Source organism: Mesotoga sp. UBA5557, from assembly GCF_002425715.1.
Classification (GTDB): domain Bacteria; phylum Thermotogota; class Thermotogae; order Petrotogales; family Kosmotogaceae; genus Mesotoga.
In genome coordinates this window covers 25,583-42,904 of the sequence record NZ_DIMV01000092.1, presented here as the reverse complement: position 1 = coordinate 42,904, position 17,322 = coordinate 25,583, and the positions used below count along the sequence as shown (strand labels likewise).

15 protein-coding genes and 1 pseudogene are annotated in these 17,322 nt (G+C 44.2%); 5 read left to right on the top strand and 11 right to left on the bottom strand.

All coding sequences use genetic code 11. The features are described 5' to 3' along the window. Positions 1-12 precede the first annotated feature (12 nt). Together B3157_RS11650 and B3157_RS11645 are read left to right on the top strand one after the other, a co-directional pair. Positions 13-2,400, top strand: a complete 2,388-nt coding sequence (locus B3157_RS11650) for an ATP-dependent Clp protease ATP-binding subunit (protein WP_292590616.1) — start codon at positions 13-15, stop codon at positions 2,398-2,400. 60 nt (positions 2,401-2,460) lie between these two features. Beyond that, on the top strand, positions 2,461-3,414 hold the full coding sequence (locus tag B3157_RS11645; protein ID WP_214060821.1) for a 2-hydroxyacid dehydrogenase: 954 nt from the start codon (positions 2,461-2,463) through the stop codon (positions 3,412-3,414). On the opposite strand, the gene B3157_RS11640 is transcribed toward B3157_RS11645, so the two are convergent. Then, entirely contained in the window at positions 3,415-3,849 is a 435-nt protein-coding gene (locus tag B3157_RS11640) for a hypothetical protein (protein ID WP_214060820.1), read from the bottom strand. Between the two features lie 72 nt (positions 3,850-3,921). On the opposite strand from B3157_RS11640, the gene B3157_RS11635 reads away from it, so the two are divergent. Further along, positions 3,922-4,047 carry a desulfoferrodoxin FeS4 iron-binding domain-containing protein gene (locus B3157_RS11635; protein ID WP_099829869.1) on the top strand — a complete coding sequence of 42 codons (126 nt, stop codon included), beginning with the start codon at positions 3,922-3,924 and terminating at the stop codon, positions 4,045-4,047. A gap of 26 nt (positions 4,048-4,073) precedes the next feature. Here the strand turns inward: B3157_RS11635 and B3157_RS11630 are convergent, their stop codons facing one another. After that, on the bottom strand, positions 4,074-4,226 hold the full coding sequence (locus tag B3157_RS11630; protein WP_214060819.1) for a hypothetical protein: 153 nt from the start codon (positions 4,224-4,226) through the stop codon (positions 4,074-4,076). A gap of 64 nt (positions 4,227-4,290) precedes the next feature. Further along, positions 4,291-4,596, bottom strand: coding sequence for a hypothetical protein (locus B3157_RS11625; protein ID WP_214060818.1), 306 nt, complete (start codon positions 4,594-4,596; stop codon positions 4,291-4,293). A 279-nt stretch (positions 4,597-4,875) separates the two neighbouring features. Here B3157_RS11625 and xpt point away from each other — a divergent pair, with 279 nt between their 5' ends. Beyond that, positions 4,876-5,481: a xanthine phosphoribosyltransferase gene (gene xpt, locus B3157_RS11620; protein WP_214060817.1), complete on the top strand. Its 606-nt coding sequence runs from the start codon at positions 4,876-4,878 to the stop codon at positions 5,479-5,481. Here xpt and B3157_RS11615 read toward each other — a convergent pair. The 5 genes and pseudogenes from B3157_RS11615 to B3157_RS11595 all read right to left on the bottom strand — a co-directional run bounded on the left by B3157_RS11615 (position 5,478) and on the right by B3157_RS11595 (position 10,693). After that, positions 5,478-6,173: a hypothetical protein gene (locus B3157_RS11615; protein ID WP_214060816.1), complete on the bottom strand. Its 696-nt coding sequence runs from the start codon at positions 6,171-6,173 to the stop codon at positions 5,478-5,480. The two genes, xpt and B3157_RS11615, sit on opposite strands and share 4 nt — an antisense overlap. Beyond that, positions 6,170-7,867: a DUF4910 domain-containing protein gene (locus B3157_RS11610; protein ID WP_214060815.1), complete on the bottom strand. Its 1,698-nt coding sequence runs from the start codon at positions 7,865-7,867 to the stop codon at positions 6,170-6,172. The genes B3157_RS11615 and B3157_RS11610 overlap by 4 nt, the downstream gene beginning before the upstream one ends. Before the next feature lie 3 nt (positions 7,868-7,870). Beyond that, a pseudogene (locus B3157_RS12830) lies at positions 7,871-8,612 on the bottom strand (SDR family oxidoreductase). Between the two features lie 64 nt (positions 8,613-8,676). Next, complete coding sequence (locus B3157_RS11600) at positions 8,677-9,966, bottom strand: hypothetical protein (protein ID WP_214060522.1); 1,290 nt, start codon at positions 9,964-9,966, stop codon at positions 8,677-8,679. Positions 9,967-10,108: 142 nt separating this feature from the next. Next, a complete protein-coding gene (locus B3157_RS11595; RefSeq protein ID WP_099829857.1) occupies positions 10,109-10,693 on the bottom strand; it encodes a hypothetical protein in 585 nt (194 codons plus the stop codon). A 141-nt stretch (positions 10,694-10,834) separates the two neighbouring features. Here B3157_RS11595 and abc-f point away from each other — a divergent pair, with 141 nt between their 5' ends. Further along, a complete protein-coding gene (gene abc-f, locus B3157_RS11590) occupies positions 10,835-12,652 on the top strand; it encodes a ribosomal protection-like ABC-F family protein (RefSeq protein WP_214060521.1) in 1,818 nt (605 codons plus the stop codon). Here abc-f and B3157_RS11585 read toward each other — a convergent pair. From B3157_RS11585 to B3157_RS11575, 3 genes are all read right to left on the bottom strand, one after another. Further along, positions 12,647-13,081 (bottom strand): hypothetical protein, encoded by a 435-nt coding sequence (locus tag B3157_RS11585; RefSeq protein ID WP_214060520.1) that lies wholly within the window; start codon positions 13,079-13,081, stop codon positions 12,647-12,649. The two genes, abc-f and B3157_RS11585, sit on opposite strands and share 6 nt — an antisense overlap. Before the next feature lie 200 nt (positions 13,082-13,281). Continuing rightward, the gene (locus B3157_RS11580; RefSeq protein WP_292590622.1) at positions 13,282-14,484 is read right to left on the bottom strand and encodes an ATP-utilizing protein; all 1,203 of its coding nucleotides are present in this window, start codon (positions 14,482-14,484) and stop codon (positions 13,282-13,284) included. A gap of 455 nt (positions 14,485-14,939) precedes the next feature. Beyond that, positions 14,940-16,592 (bottom strand): phosphoenolpyruvate carboxykinase (ATP), encoded by a 1,653-nt coding sequence (locus B3157_RS11575; RefSeq protein ID WP_214061448.1) that lies wholly within the window; start codon positions 16,590-16,592, stop codon positions 14,940-14,942. Positions 16,593-17,322: the final 730 nt, after the last annotated feature.

Here is a 17,322-nt window from a genome sequence, read left to right as displayed (position 1 = left end):
GGAGGTGCAGTGATGATCAACTATGAAGAATACACCGAAAAGGCGAAGAAGATTCTTCTGGATGTCCAGGATATCCTAACCAGATACAGGCAGAATCAACTCGCATCGGAACATATACTTCTTTCCATGCTCGAGGACGGGGATAATATTGCCATCGAGATACTGAACGGGAAGAACATCAGCATAGATTCTCTGAAGAAAGATGTTGAAGAAGTCATCGGCCGTTATGGAAGTAGCCGAGAGTCAACAAACCAGATATATATCACTCCGGAGGCCAGGCACATCCTCGAGAATGCCCGAAGTGAAGCGAGAAGAATGCATGATTCGAAAACTGGAACCGAACATATACTTCTGGCGATGGTACGGGAGACCTCTGCTGTTGCAAGCAGACTCCTGTCCAAATACGGGATCAATCTCGATAATATATACACATTGATTCTCAAGGGCCGAACAAAAAGCGGCGCAGAAGAGGATGAGAATCTTTCTTCCTTGAAGAAGTTCACAATCGATCTTACTCAGCTTGCAAAGGAAGGCAAGCTTATGCCAGTTATTGGTAGAGAAGATGAAGTCAGAAGGGTAATACAGATTGTTGGAAGGAAAACCAAGAACAATCCCGCGCTCGTCGGAGAACCGGGAGTTGGAAAAACCGCAATTGTAGAAGGTTTGGCTCAACGTATTGTGAGTGGCGATGTCCCCGAATACTTGAATAACAAGAGCGTCCTGGCTCTGGATATGGGTAGACTGGTCGCCGGAACGAAATTCAGAGGAGAATTCGAAGAGAGAATGAAGGACATCATCGATTCAGTGAGAAAACTCTCTGGTGAAGTAATCCTGTTCATAGATGAGATACATAGCGTAGTAGGAGCTGGCTCAGCCGAGGGATCTATGGATGCTGCAAATCTCTTGAAGCCAGCTCTTGCCAGAGGCGAACTACAATGCATCGGTGCAACAACTCTTGATGAATACAGAAAGTACATCGAGAAAGACAGAGCCCTCGAAAGACGTTTTCAGCCTGTGATGGTCGATCAGCCGACCCCTGAGGAAACCTATAGAATTCTTGAGGGACTGAAATCTACTTACGAGAAGCACCACGAGATAAAAATCGAAGATGATGCTTTAAAAACAGCCGTCGACCTTAGCGTGAAGTACATAACTGACCGTTATCTTCCAGACAAAGCAATAGATCTTGTTGACGAAGCGGCTTCATTTGTGAGACTTCAAACGGGTTACATGCCGGAAAGACTAAGACTTCTTGACCGTCAGCTCAAGGACCTCGACTCTCAGATAACCTCACTTGCAGAAAAGGGAGAGTATCAGGCTGCTGCAGAGTTGAAAACGGAGGCCGAGAGAAAAAGCAGAGAATTTCGCGAAGAGAAAAAGAAATGGGAGTCAGATGAGTCATTTGGAAAGGCCGTAACACCAAATGTGGTAGCTTCTGTAGTTGAACAGTGGACGGGAATTCCGGCTGGAAAGATGCTTCAATCCGAGCGCGAAAAGCTTCGCGACCTAGAGTCAATAATCCATGAAAGGTTCATGGATCAGGAAGAGGCAGTGAACGTCGTCTCTCAAACAATTAGGCGAGCCAGAGCAGGCCTCAATGCTCCTCATAGGCCATGGGGTTCTTTCATGTTCCTGGGTCCAACCGGAGTAGGAAAGACGGAACTTGCAAAGGCACTTGCCTTCATCCTATTCGGTAGCGAAGATGCTATCGTCAGGATTGACATGTCCGAATACATGGAAAAGCATACTGTTTCCAGACTTATAGGCGCTCCTCCCGGCTATGTAGGCTACGAAGAAGGTGGTCAACTAACTGAAGCGGTAAGAAGGAGACCTTATTCTGTTGTGCTTCTTGATGAGGTTGAGAAGGCTCACAAGGAAGTTCACAACGTGCTGCTACAGATAATGGATGACGGTCGGCTAACAGACGGAAAGGGAAAGACCGTCTCATTCTCGAATACGATCTTAATCATGACAAGTAACTTGGCCTCTAAGGAACTAACTGAAATGAGTGATGAGAACCAAATGAAATCAGTTGTGGGGGAGATCTTACGAAGAGCTTTCAGACCCGAATTCATTAACAGATTGGACTCAATAGTGCTATTCAGACCACTAGACGAAAAAGCTATGGAAGGCATAGTCAAGATGAGGATAGCAGAAATGCAGAAAAGACTCGCTGAACAGAAGATTTCTGTTGAGATCAGCAAGGAAGCACTTGGGTATCTAGCAAAAGAAGGTTATGACAGAGAATACGGTGCTAGGCCAGTTCGAAGGTTGATTGAGAAATCTGTGGAAGGACCGATTGCCGATATGATAATCGATGGATCTCTGGTTGAAGGAATGAAAGTGATAATTGATTTGAGAGCCTCTGAAGTTATCATAAGACCGGAAAAAGCATTGTAAGTGAACTTATCGGCTTTTGAGAATAACTAATAATGATATCATCTTCTTAGGAGGTGCTTAATGGACAAAGTCTTCTTCACTTACAAGATCCCCGATGAAGGTATGCTTCTTCTGAAAGGCTATGATATCTATGGAAACACTGAAGACAGATTTCTTAAGAAAGAAGAGATAATTCGTGAAGGCAAAGACGCGTCAGCACTGATAACTCTTCTCTCGGACAAGATTGATTCAGAAGTCATATCTTCACTGCCAAAGTTAAAGGTTATCGCAAACTACGCAGTCGGGTACAACAACATCGATATTGAGGAGGCAAGAAAGAGAGGAGTACGAGTCACCAATACGCCGGAAGCTCTTACCGATGCCACTGCAGATTTGACAATGGCACTCATTCTGGCAACCAGCAGAAGAATCGTAGAGGGAGACAGTTTCATTAGAGAGCGCAAATTCGTTGGATGGAAGCCAGATTTGCTAACCGGCCCTTCTCTCTCCGGGAAGAATCTGGGCATAATCGGACTTGGCAGAATTGGAAAAGCTGTAGCGAAAAGGGCTAAAGCGTTCGGAATGAATGTCTTTTATTTCAACAGAAAACCACTTCTTTCTCAAGAAGAAGAGAGATTCAATGTAAGGCATATGAGTCTTGAAGAGTTACTGAAGAGTTCTGATTTTCTGTCGCTTCATGCTCCTCTAACTAAGGAAACCTATCACTTGCTGAACGAGAAGAGGCTCTCATTGATGAAGCCAGGAGCCATTCTAGTTAATACTGCCAGAGGTGAGATCATCGATGAAAGCGCACTGATAAAGGCGCTTAAGACCGGAAGACTAGCCGCAGCTGGCCTAGACGTATATGAAGAAGAACCTTATGTGCCTCAAGAGTTGATAGAACTGAACAACGTGGTTCTTCTTCCCCATATTGGATCTGCCACCAGTGAAGCAAGAAAAGAGATGGCAATTATTGTAGGACGCAACGTTGCAGCCGTTCTTGAAGGAAAGGAGCCACCTAACCCTGTGGTTTGATCACTTGGTCAAGAAGTACCATATCGGACCATGATATCTGTTGCCGGCTGCATCGACTGCTACGATTTGCCAGTAATATATAGTGTTTGGAGATAGTCTGTCTACGAAGTAAGTACTTGAGTTCGTTGTCGCATAAAGCTGCGGAGTCGGGGATGTTCCAAGGTAAAGATTGTAACTGACGACATCGATAAACGGCGATGACTTAAGACTAACTCTTGCTCCGGAATCCCTGTTTGATATCCAGAGATCTAGATTGCTCAACACAACGGAGCTGTTCCTGATAACAACGTCCCAGCTCAACACCACACTACCGCCATAGACAAAGGTTCCGTCTTGCAAATAAGTGTTAAAAACAGTTTGCGGTTCCTGATACATAGCACTTGCAGCAGCGACGATAAATATCGTCATTAGAACAGCAAAGAAGACTCTTTCCATAGTCCGCACCTCCAATTCATCAGACTGTGGATCGGTCTGCAAAGTTTATTAATCAGAAGGGAGAGTGAGATCATGAAAGTAAAAAACGTTGGAGAAGTTTACAGATGCGAGATATGCGGAAACGTAGTTGAAGTGAAAGAAGCCGGCGGAGGAGAACTCGTCTGTTGCGGAGAACCGATGAAGCTTGTTCAGAAATAAGAAGAGCCCCATAAGGGGCTCTTCTCCTAAAAATACATGTCGAATCTCAAGAGGACGGGAAGAGGCCAGAGGAAAAGTGAGAACTTGAACCTATCTGTCATCTTGGTCACATCAATAAAACCTATTTCTGGAGAGAGTCTTGTTTTGAATCTATCTGTTGACTCATAGAAAGAGAACATAAATTGTCCTCTAAGGCCCATGGAAAGCATGTACCTTCTGCCAAACAAGTTGAAAGAAAGGCTTTCAATCCCAGGTTACTAAACGACGACCAATACCCGCTTCGAGACCTGAGATTTTCCCGAGCGCACCCGAATATGACAAGTCAGGTCCTGCGTAAAGTATTGTTGGAGTAAATCGAAGACTGCCGGTTTGAGAGCCACCGAAGACTTCAAGACCCAACCTGTAGTAGCCATTTACAGAGAAAATACCTGGAAGCAATGGAAAATAGACAACTGAACCTCCAATATTGTTCGCGGTGAAATAGCTCCCAAATGAAACTGACGCAACAATCATCACGATTATGAAAAGTACGATTATTCTCAGCTTCACTACACCATCTCCATAAAAGTTTTGCACTATTAATCATACATTCCGTCCACTCTTGGGAGAAATGACTTAAGCAAAATTGAAGTGATCTTTGTCTCCCTAATTCTCATAGAAGACACTCTGAACACATAGGTTTCTTTGACCTCCTTGAGGACTCTCCTTCGATTTCTTTCCGGCAAAGGTTTCATGCCAAACATACCTTACACAAAAGGAATTTCTCCTTCAAGAAACAGATACAGAAATAGTTGATTATAGTACCATAAACTTGCTGGAGGTTGATCGATGAACAAATCCAATCTTTCCAGAAAAGAGATAGTCTCCTCCCTAGAAGAAGCAGTAAAAAGTAGAGGATCTGTTATGGGAAACGGTATACTGAGAGTGGACTCCTTTCTGAATCATCAGATTGACCCTTTACTTATGAAAAGTGCTGGAGAACTGATAGCTGACTTTTTCAGAGATTACGAAGTCACAAAAGTATTGACTGCCGAGAGTTCCGGAATAGCTCCCTCTCTAATGGCTGCTTGTGAATTGGGAGCTCAGCTTGTTTTCGCACGGAAGAGGAGGCCCATTACGATGCAACATTATCTTAGCGAATCGGCTCCTTCTCATACAAAAGGGGGAGTAGTGGAACTAAATGTTTCCCTTGATTATCTTGGCAAAGAAGACAGAGTAATAATCGTTGACGACTTCTTGGCAAGCGGCAAGACTATTGAGGCTCTTGCAACGCTTACTCTAAGAACTGGTGCATCCTTAGTAGGCTTCGCGGCAGTAATAGAGAAAACTTTTGAAGAGGGGCGCTCTCTACTCGAGAAGTTCAGCGTTCCTGTACTTGGAATTGTGAGAATTTCCTCTCTCAATCCACTTTCTTTTGCTGTGAATCAACCCTAGAAATACGCGCAAAACTGAGCGCCAAGACTTACAAACGAAAGGAACAACCTGTCTCCATCGAAAGAATTGGTCAAAGACCAGTATCTCGAACCGGCTCTCACGTAATAAAACGGGCCTTCAAAGTGGAGCCCTGCATAAAAATCGATAAAGCCGTTCCCTTTGCCGAGCCCTGTTGCTACCTCTAAGGCAACGAAAACCTGATCATTCATCTTTAACTTTATATCTGCTGCCGGACCAAAACCAAAATCAGTCTTCTTGCGGCTGTATTGCTCTGAACCCGTAAGATCAATCTGCTTGAATAACAGACGTCCTTGAACTCCAAGTTGAAGAGAAAAACGATCCAGAACGGGGAGAGCATATCCGTAAGTTATTGAGAGCACATCTTGCCTAAACATTGATTCGTAAGTAATTAGTGATTCTGTTCCTGTTGCTTCGAGTGAGCTGTTCACGGAGAAGTGTATAATACTCACTTCGATCAGGTGTTCCTGGAAAAACTCATATCCTGCAGTCGGAATGAAGTACGCGCGAAAGTTGCTTCTGTCGAGAAGATCAGTTTTCCCCGAACCAGCTTGTTCAAGAAATCCATTCCAAGGCATCGCAAAACCACTTTCTGCCTTCAGTTCAAATTTCGCACAACCGAGAACTGCAAGAAGCCCCATGAAGGCGAAAAGACAGAGTCTTCTTGATATCATGATCTAAGCAACCCCTTATCTATCATCCAGCCGGTAATTACTCTGACTTTTTCAATTTCCACATCATAGTGAATGCTGGCAAGAAGCTCTACGGATTCCCTACCTCCGATCAAGGCAGCTCCCCCTACCACAAAATCCGCGATGCTGGCGAAATCTATAGCCAGCTCCTCCTTTAGCTCTTGAGGAAATGTCTTAATCCATTCTAGGCCCAGAGAACTCTCGAATGTTGGTTCTAGAGGGCTTAACGAGGGGAGATTGTCTGAATTGCTGAAAATCTTTCTGAGTGAATCTCCCTCGAAATTAGAGATGAGAAGATCATAGATATCGTCACTTCCCTCCCTTCCAGCTATTCTGTTTAGAATCTGATATAGCTCGCCAATCATCCTGCCCCTAACACTTAGAAGCACATTAGGATCAGGCTGGACAAGCTGGTCGAGAGTTTCTAAAGCTGATAACCCCACCCATTCCAGCTCCATTTCGTCCATCATGCGAGGTGTGTCGAAATCAGAGTGATAGTATCTATCTGGCAGATGGCCCATAAACGGAGAAGGAATTCCTAGAGTCGTGAATACGCAGTGATCAGATCCGGCCATAAATGGGATCTCGCCAAATCTCTTCAATGGATAACCGGAACTAGACGGCATATTCCTTTCTATGTTGTAAGCAAGAGTCCTTCCCCATCTCTGAGGAAGATATGGTGGCACTTTCGAAAGAATGAAGGTTGAACCTGTCTTATCCTGATCGGCACCAACCATATCGAGGTTTATAGTGCAAACAGGGAGACGGCTCTCATTCTTGAGTTGAAGAGCATACGGAACACTACCTAGATACTCGGGAACCAGAGCAACCTTTACGGAATACGGGAATCCGCTGTCATTAAGAACCTTTGCAATCTCTGCAGCGAGAGCCGCACCGCTCGCATTGTCATCGGCCCCAGGAGAGGGGTGACATAGATGAGCAGTCAGAAGAACCTCAGGACCTTCGTTGAAGCCTGTTGCGTCTATCTGCAGAATCTCTAATTCGCCCTCTGTAAGTCTCGTTTCGGCCCTGAATCTTACAAGTGAAGAGCTCCTTTTTACGCGTTCAGACAGAAGATCGAATTTCTCCTTCGACACAGAAAACGCAACTGTATTCCTGTTTGCGGATTCTCTATCGTGTGGAATAGTCAGAAAGTTGGTCATTTCAGGTAAACTATCCAGGCTACGGCCAATTTCCTCAAAAGCCTTCCTCATGTGGCATAAGATAAGACACCTCGCTCCACCCTCAACTACTGCGTTTTGAAAGACCTTTGCCGGATCATCATTTGCCAAAACCGCCTTTTTCGAATAGTCTCCTTTACCATCATAGATAACCAGAGGAAGCGTTTCCCAGCCTTCTGTGCTCCCACTCCCCGAGACAAGGGAAACCTTCGTGACTGCTGTCGAAGTTATGAAAACCCTTTCGGGATCTTCCAGCCACAGTTCTCCATATATCGGTTCCCATGCAAGAGTAGACAGAGTATTTCCCGTTCTCGTAACTCCGTCTGCCGGGTAACTGAATATCTTGAATCTTTCCTCCGGAAGTCCCCCACGAAGAAGGTAATCAATAACGGCATGCATTGATTTGGTGTAATCCCTGCTTCCTCTCACTCTGTGATACCCAGAAAGCATCTCAATAAGTGACTTAACTCTAGCTCCTTCGAGTCTTCGGTTCAACTTTCACCACCTCTTTTCGACATAAATCATCTTCCGTGTCATGCCGCCATCAATAATCAGATTGGCACCCGTAATGAAAGAGGTCTCATCACTTGCCAGGAAAAGGCACGCTTTCCCTATGTCCTTTGGTCTGCCTACTCTACCCACGAGATGTTTTTTATGAGCGGTCTCACTCAGACTGGAACTACTATTGGCTCCCCTGTCTGTAACGTCAATCATTCCAGGGCTGATAGCGTTTACCTTATCTTTGGTCCAAGACTAATAGCCAGTGAATGTGTAAGAGCCAGTAATCCACCTTTTGAAGCCAAGTAAGGTTCTGAGTCTTGTTCAGACATTAGTGCTCTGGTTGAGACAATGTTAACTAAACTGGGAGCTTCAGAATTCATCAGATAAGGAACACAGTACTTAGTCATCATATAAGGGCCAGTGAGATTGACTTCAAGAACCTTTTTCCAGTCATCTATCGACCTGTCTAGAATCGTTCCAGTCCAAGCGATACCTGCATTGTTTATTAGCGTATTGATCGATCTTGTTGGCGCTGCGGCATAATCAACAGCTCTCCTAACATCTCTTCCCGAAGAGACATCTCCTTGAATGAAAAATGCTGACCTCCAAGCCCTTTAATAGTCTGCACTGTGTCGTTACCGGCCAATTCGTCAATATCCATCAGGACTACAAGCGCTCCAGATTCTGCAAAGCCAAGTGCTATTGCCTTCTTGATCCCTTTAGCACCACCGGTAATCAAGACCGCCTTGTCCGAGAACCTCAAAGAGCACCTCCTGACGCATCACATTTTATCCCATAGCGGGCTAGATCTTGGTTAGCCTTTCAGACTGTATCATTGCACACTTTTCGATTGCTGCAAGCTTTATCTCTTGTTCTTCAAAAGTCTCTGCAATAGCATGATAATGGTTGTAAGCCATTTTCCAGTATAGTGAAGCCCTGTCGGGTTCACGTTCGGTTTTTGCGATCTTTTCGAGAGTCATTCCCTTAACAAGCCAGAGAGACACATCATCGCCTCTCAACCTTAAGCCCTTTTCAAAGATTTCAAGAGCCTTATGATGTTCTTCAAGACGGTCTCGGAGCAAAACCCCCAGTTTCCTTATATAAACAAGCTTATCTTCCGGTAGTTGGAGAATCTCTATAAGTCTTTCGTAATCCCTGGCGAGCTCCTCAAGGTCTTCTCTGCTCGCATTTCTGTTTTTGGATCTTGATTCAGAGACCGAAATTCTTTTCTTGATCAATTCAATATCATTTGATTCATCTGAGCAAATCTCGTTAACACTTTCTGGAACAGATTTATCCAGAAGCCTGATCTTTTCAAGCAGAGCTTTCTTGTCTTCAAATCGATCTATCCTTGATAGGATTTGATCAAGCCTGATAAGAAACGACGCTTCGTTTCCTTTAAAAGAATACCCACAGCCATCAAACCTTTCGACTATTCTCTCAGCGATTTCACGCAAATCCTCCTCTGAAGACGTGACGAGACCATACATTATAGAAAGTTCCAGATACAGAAGCTCATCTCTTATAGTCATTTCACCAGAGACTACGATTCGCCTGAGAATAGCTAGCTGATCCTCTCTCGAAATCTCTCCCACTTCTGCAATCGTCTTCATGTACATCTCCTTAATCTTGGAAAGCCTCTCTCGACTTGCAGAAGCAACGGTCATTTCAATATTCTGGAGAGCAACCTCCACAAAAAAGACTCTTCGAGAAATCCTGTAGCAAGCAGTTGCCAAATCTATGGCTAGATCAGGCTCCTCGCTGAAGAAGAATCTCATAACTCTTTTCCATAGTTTCTCATCGAATTCTCCGGCAAGTCTGATCAAAGATCTGGTTGCAGCTGTTCTCATAGGTCTATCAAACTTTTTAAAGATGGCCGAGAAGTCTTCAAACGACTCATCGCTTCTGATAAGTCTTAGTCTCTCAACCGCAGCTTCAAAAGCACCTTCTATATCTCCGATTTCTACTTTCATGTTCATCAGTTCAGCGAGAAGTCTGTTCCTCTCTTCGTCCCCTTGTGATCTCTCTATTCTTCTCTCTATCTTTGACATCTTCCTATCTTTCATTCTTTGACTGATCTTCTTCAAGAACATCATATCCTCCGGCAATAACTGAATAAAATCGCTTCTATAAAAGGATACCAGAAAATGAGATCCTGATAACATGAAAGATTCTCACAAAGGCTCCTCATTATGGGTATTCCGCCAACGAACTCTTTACGATGGGTTACCTATACTACACGGAAGCAGACGAAATAGCCACATCGAGAATCAGATCAATCAAGGATCTACTCCATTCAATTCTGTAACCCCAGATCGTTCTTTGCAGATAGTAAACCCTCGCACCGCTGAACTCCGTGAAAACGTTTTTCTCGGAGGATCCAGGGATGAATATGAGGCAATAACTATCTGGATCGTCCTGCAACTCGTACAGTTCAAGAAAACTACTGTACTCAGGATCATCTTGAGTATATAGCGATCCGGACAATCCTTCTATGAACCAGTCGCCGGATCGATGCGCGTACTGGATGTAGTGACGCTGCATCAAGGGCCAATCTTTTTGGAAATCAAACACCAGACTCTTCATGTCACCCTCAAGCTCAACTATCGCCAGCTCTCTCAGGAACGCGATTTCCCTCTCATTGAGACCTGCCTTAGAACCGGCTTCCTGCTGCTGACGAATTTGAGCGGTGTAATCAAGCATAGCCCTTTCATACTGAATAAAAACTTGGCTGGGACTTCTGAAGAAATTGAAGCCCCAAATATACGATATTGCTAGAAAAGCCGTTACGACAACGAGAAAAGGTAACCAAAGTTTCAAATCAATACACCACCCGGTTTCACCGCATATTCAAAGATAACACAAGTCTCTGTAGCATAATCGCCCAGAAACAGCTCAAACTTCAAAACAGCCGGAGATGTTGTATCATTATGACTGACAAAGAACAAGAAGGGAAGCTATATGCTGTTAACTCTTAGCAAAGTGGGACATGATTATGGTCAGGACTTCCTGTTTGATGAAGTCTCAACCTCAATAGACAAGAGAGACAAGATTATCCTTCTCGGTAAGAACGGAAGCGGAAAATCCACCCTAATGAGAATCATAGCAGGAGAGCTTTCTCCAACTGAAGGAGAGGTTTTCCATTCGTCAAACGTAAAGATTGGTTATCAGATTCAGAGCAGAATTCCCGATGAGAAAATGACGCTTATGGAGTACTACCTGCAAGACAAATCAAATGTCCCTCTGGATACGGAAGAGTTCTATTCTTATGATAGAAGAGTGAGAAGCATTTTGGTAGGTTTGGAATTCTACGAAGAAGATTGGGAAAGACATTTGGAAACCTTCAGCGGAGGAGAACTCACAAGAATATCACTTGGAAAGCTCTTTCTTGTCGACCACGATATTCTCTTGCTAGACGAGCCAACTAATCATCTGGATCTTGAATCAACGGAGTGGTTGGTTGATTTCCTGAAGAGCTATAAAGGTGCGCTCCTGGTTGTCACTCACGATAGGTATCTGATAAGGAATGTTGGAAACAGATTCTGGGAGCTGAATGGAGGATCTCTCTGGGATTTCGCCGGAACATATGACAAATATCAGTCTGACAGAGAGATCATGGTTAAGAGTGGATTGAGGACACGAGAGAACCTTTCAAGAGAAATTGAAAGGCTGGATGCAGTTGCAAAAAGATACAGACTTTGGGGTCAAGAGAAGTTCATAAAACAAGCAGTTAATAAGGAGAGGCAAAGAGATAGACTCAAGGATCAGCTTGAAACTATAGATCTTCCAGACGAGGAAATCAGGCCAACTAAGTTCAGACTCCCTCAGCCAGACAGAACCGGCTACTCAGTTTTGAAGATCGAAGGACTGTCGTTCGGATTTGGAAGCAAGAAACTTTTCAACGGCGCCTCGGCAGAAGTGCACAGGAGGGACAAGATTGGACTTTTGGGCCCCAATGGAAGTGGAAAGACAACCTTGCTGAGGATAATAACTGAGAATCTTGAGGAGTATGTTGGGCAAATTACTTGGGGTCATAATGTTCGCTGGGGCTACCTGTCGCAGCTTACTGAAGATCTGAACCCATCTAATGATGTGATAAGCGAGATTTGGCAATTGATGCGGGGGCAGCCGGATTACGAAGTGCGGAAGTACATTGGAAGATTCGGTTTCCCGGGCGATGATGTGTTCAAACCAGTTCCATCTTTGAGTGGAGGAGAGAGAACAAAGCTAGCACTGGCAAAACTTATTCTATCGAAACCAAACGTTCTAGTGATGGACGAGCCTACAAACAACCTTGATATCTGGTCTATTGAGAGCCTTGAAGAGGTTCTGAAAGAGTATGAGGGTTGCATAATCCTAGTGTCACATGATAGAGAATTCGTACAGAACGTATGTGATCACTTCCTGATGATAGATGGGAAGAAGTTAAAGGCGGTATCTTCTGTTGAAGAATACCTTAGAAGAAACCAGAGAAACATCGATTCTACGGGCAACGAATATGCGAGGCTAACCTTTCAGGAGCGGCGTAGACTATCCAACAAGAAAAAGTCAGTCCTTGAAAGACTTCAGCAGTTGGAAGTTGAAGAGAACGAACTATCAAGGAAGTTGGAAATGGCACAGCTGAAGATGGGCCTTTTCTCAACAGATTACGAAAAACTTCAAGACCTTTATACTGGCATAGAGAGAATTGAATCAAGACTCCTAGAAATACTCCAGGAAAGAGAAATGCTGGATGATGAACTTGACAGGCTCTCTGAAACTCTTGATGAGACCTCATAACATCAAGAACGCGATGGAAACCGCTGACAATAATATGCAAAGATCTGAGTATATCAGATATCTATGAAAACTCTTCTTGTCGACCTCTACCATCGACCTGGGATCACTGGCCCCCTTTATTATCAACCGATCTGCCTTGTACCAACAGAGCGCGGCAGAGGCGATTGAACCGAAGAAGACCAAACTCCATATAATCGACAGTGAACTGATCAGTATGATAGATAAGGCAGTGCCAACAATCACAAACAAAGTAGCCACTGCCGGTATTCTAATAGTCTCCCAAAAAGTGTAAAGATAACCCTGTACTCTGGCTTCAGTTCTAGGATCTCGCAGAGGCATCATGAAGACTGAGACTAGTAGTCCCCCACCCGCCAAGAGAACATAAGAAAGCACAAACACCGTCTTGTTAAAACCTTCGAACACTCCCATGCTCATCACTCCAAAAAACCTGCCAGCTGGATCTTCTTGCTGAAAACAACAAACAAGTGCATCTGGAAAAGGGATACTTTTCAAGCCTGTTCTACAAAAATCATTATAGCAGATATTGGAATAACGATGATCCAGGGTTCCTACCAGCAAATCGAGAAGAAGGACTGGACAAAGGGCTTGCTCTCTTCATCGATCAAAGGTCAAACGGCTTTCCTCACTTCATTCGAGTCCGCCTCTTCACAGAGGCTCTCTATATCACAGGTTGCTCCCAGAGAAAAACTCTTAGTCTGGCCACCCTTAAGAGGCCCAAGAATCGCTGTGTAAAGCATTGACATTAGCATCACAAAGAACGGCGCCGGATCACGGATGTCCCATGAGTCGTCTCTCAGTCTCTTTCTGCTCTTGAAGAAGCCTTTCATTTTACCAAACCTTCCTTTGAACAGCACGCTGAAGAACCAGCCTATTTCCATTGCAGTTGTATAAGTGCCATTACCCACTTCTGGCGACATAATCTGCTCGGCTCTATTCTTGGTCACCAAGTCCATATATGCCTTTACCATATCTACTCCCGAACAATATGCCACCAAGAGTCCAGGACTCATCCTCGGATTAACATCAACCAGAAAATACGCGTCTCTTTCCTTATCATAGAGAAAATCCGTTGATATGAATCCCGAGTAATTGAGGTTGCCGACGATTTTCTCAACGTCTCTCAAGACCGAATCACATTCAATGGAGATCCTGCAAGTTCCTATCCCTCCGGATTCCGGATACTCTCTTACATTCTTGTAAATAACATTTCCTATCATTTTACCATTGTAGGCGAGCCCAGTAGTACATATTTGGTGAGGCGGCTTCAACTCCTGAACAAGAAATCTCTTTCCATCTAGCGCTTTCGAAATCTTCTCGAACTCCTTGGAAGAAGTTACTCTCACTATTCCTTCGGCGGACCTTTGATTACGCGGTTTCACTATAAGCGGAAACGAGCTGCCGTTAGGCTCAAATTCCCCAAGCAATGCTGTTCTAGGAACACATATTCCAAGTGACCTCGCGTAATCTGTCATAGTGAATTTGTCATGAAGAAGCTTGATGTGATCGTATGAAGGCACCAGAACTTTGACCCGCCCCTCAAATAGATGCAGGTACTTGCTTATAACAAAGCCCTCCTCAAACGTCGGGAATATCACATCTATCTTCATTTCATCTGTCTTTTCCAGAATCTCGTTGATAAATCCTTCGCTATCATCGCTGACCGATGGATAGACAAACTTCCCCTTTAGGTACCTAGAATAAAGGCCGCCACTGAACTTACTACTATCCGCAGCAAAAACATCATGCCCATTTCTAGCCAGAAGTCTGATAGCATTGATCGCATACCACATTCTCGCGCCAGTAATTAACACCCTCAAACTAAGAAACCTCCCGTGGACAATTAGCAAAACAAGGTAGTTACATTCATACTATGCTAAGAACGTAACAATTACATTATTCAAGGTGTTTCACTTATGGCGCTTCCTGAATTCTCCTGGCTCAGTACTGGCAATTTGATGAAAGACTGTGGAGTTATCAGAGACCTAAATATGTAAATTTGCACATCCATTTACATAATAAAGACGGTTTGATTTCTTTAAAAAGAAGTTGTATAATGTCTTTGAATGGTTGACGGTTAACTTCATTTATTATGTATTCACAATGAACTCGATCACATAACAAAGTTAGCCGCAATCCGGACAACTCCTCGTTTCGTAGCAATTCCCCCTTCGATTCCTGACGCCAGTCAGGAATCCTTTTTATTTATCTCTATGATTCGAATAAGGTAAAAAGAGCCGCCTTCTGGCGGCTCCACTAACAGACAAGACTATCTTAATCTCTCAACAAGTGAATAAATCGATTCTGCTGCCTCCGCAGGCAGCTTGTCAAAACCTCCTCTTTCAATTTCTCTGGATCGAAGAAAGCTCAGTCTGTCAACCAATCTATCTCTTACCAGCTTCTTATAACTCTCGTCAGTAAGATCGGGGATGAATCCTTTAATCTCCATTGTCTCCAGTTCAGTGAACGGACCCCAGGGAACAAACTCGGCCCGCCTCTCCACTATCAACTCAAGAATCTGAAGAGTAAGGTCTTTTGGAACTTTCACATCACGGAAGTATCCTGTGTTGAAAATGTAACAATCGATGCTTCTACTTGTGAACAGCTCTAGATAACGGTCAAAATCAGCAGAAAGGGGATAGGTTCTGAAGGGATTAGCGTATGGTTCGATTACCAATGCATTGGGATCCACGCCTGGCGCAAGGCGTTCAGCAGAGGTTCTCTTCGTCGCAAGGGTAGCTCCCATGGTTGATGCAAGAACGGGATCAACAACTCTAACCACAGGGGGAATCGAAGGATCCTTCATTAGCCATACTATCGAATCTACCGGCTCGTCAAATCTGTCTACTCTGTTGGGTGACCATAGCTTCGACTTGATTGCACGACCATTTCCATTCCTTATATCCTCGGTCACGATGACTATTCTCCCCTCATCATCTTGAGTAGCTCCGACATTTTGAACAGATAGAAGATACTTATTGTCTTCACTGCTCAAGGGATAATCAGAGGTCTTATCGAAATACGAAGGCTCTAGCGCCACAGAGGAACCGTCTGAAGAGGAAATGACAAAAGCATCGTCATGAAGAACAGTTACATCATACTTACCGCCATGCTTGGCATGCGTTAATGTCGATTTCCCCGAACCTGAGAGTCCGAAGAACCCGACCACGAATTTTCTGTCCTGAAGATTGTATCTCTTCTGACCGCCATGGCAAGCTGCAAATCCGCGCCTGTTGGCACAGCCCCAGGCAAGGGTTAGAGTACCTTTCTTGAATTCGCCAAAGTACCTCATTCCAAGAATTGCCGCGCAATTATGTTCTGGATCAAAGAACGATAGTCCCAGCGGATGATCCGGATGTTGCCATTCCGGATCGGAGAATACGAAAATATCTCCCTCACCTTCGAATCCTTCAGAGGTCTCGTACATCCCATTATAGAATTCGTTTATTGGCTGGAAGTTCAGTAGCCAGTTATAGATAAGATTCTCATGAGTTTCTGGAACAAGAAGATGGGCCTTGACCATGAAGTTTTCATCTAATCCTATATAGGCCTGTGCATGATACATTTTCCTACTTCTTGTATTGTAGATTGCCTCCCGGATCTTTGCCCCGTATTCCGCTTCATCTACTCCTGGCTCCCCCAAGATTCTCCGCGCAGTAGCACACCTGCCTGTTACGGCGCCATCGTTGAAAAGCAGAACTCGCGAGTCACACTCAAGTCCGACCTTCTCGGGTTTGAAGACATGAAGATCCGTCACAATTGTACCAGGAGAGTCCTTAGCCAGTTTATAGGCTTCACTCGGGGAAGAAACCGGAATCACGTTATTCCCGTAGAAAGCAGTTTCAATCGTTACTCTAGCCATTGAAAATAGGGGGTTATTCTTTCCTATCTCACCCCTGATGAATCTGGAACTGGTTGACATTTTTCACCTCCATAGACCATGAGAAAATCGGCCGATTCCTCGGCAAAGGTATTTCCTTAGCAACAACTAGAAGGATTCGCAAAGTCTTGGTTGACTGTGCGAATCACAATTAATCTTGCATCATTGTGCATGAATGGGGTAGATTCAGGAAGACTAGAACACAAAAATGATGTACAGTTATAATGGGGAAAGGTAGTCAATTATTGATGACGAGTTCCGTATCTACCGGCTTCTTTTTGAAGACAGATTACACAATTCCTGAATCGCTCATGAGAAACTCGTTGCTCTTGCTCTAGTCGCCGCTCGCTTGAGCAGATCAGTGGAATTCATCTCTATGTTATCTAGCGTTTTCCGGTAGTCTCTCCATATAGTTCGCACCGGTACATCGGCGAATCTGTCTTCTCAAATCCGAGGAGATCCCCTCTTATTATTGGTGACACTATGTTTCCGATTCTAATCTGTCTTCAGAAGGAGCCCCTGGTACCAGAGAGTATTTACATTCATTTCCATCCTTTTAGCGCCAGTTCTCAACTTAGGAAGTCAAGTTTGAGACTTAGAGTCAAGACTATATGGAAGTACAGAGCTTGACAGACCGATTAGTGGAGATTGTTCCAGCCAATACTTTACTAAGCCAGGTAAAGAGTTTTCGAAGAGACCACGCGGCCTGTAATTTCCTGAGAGAAAAAAAGGCATGACTTAATCCCATCCTTAGTTATCCACGACATTTCGT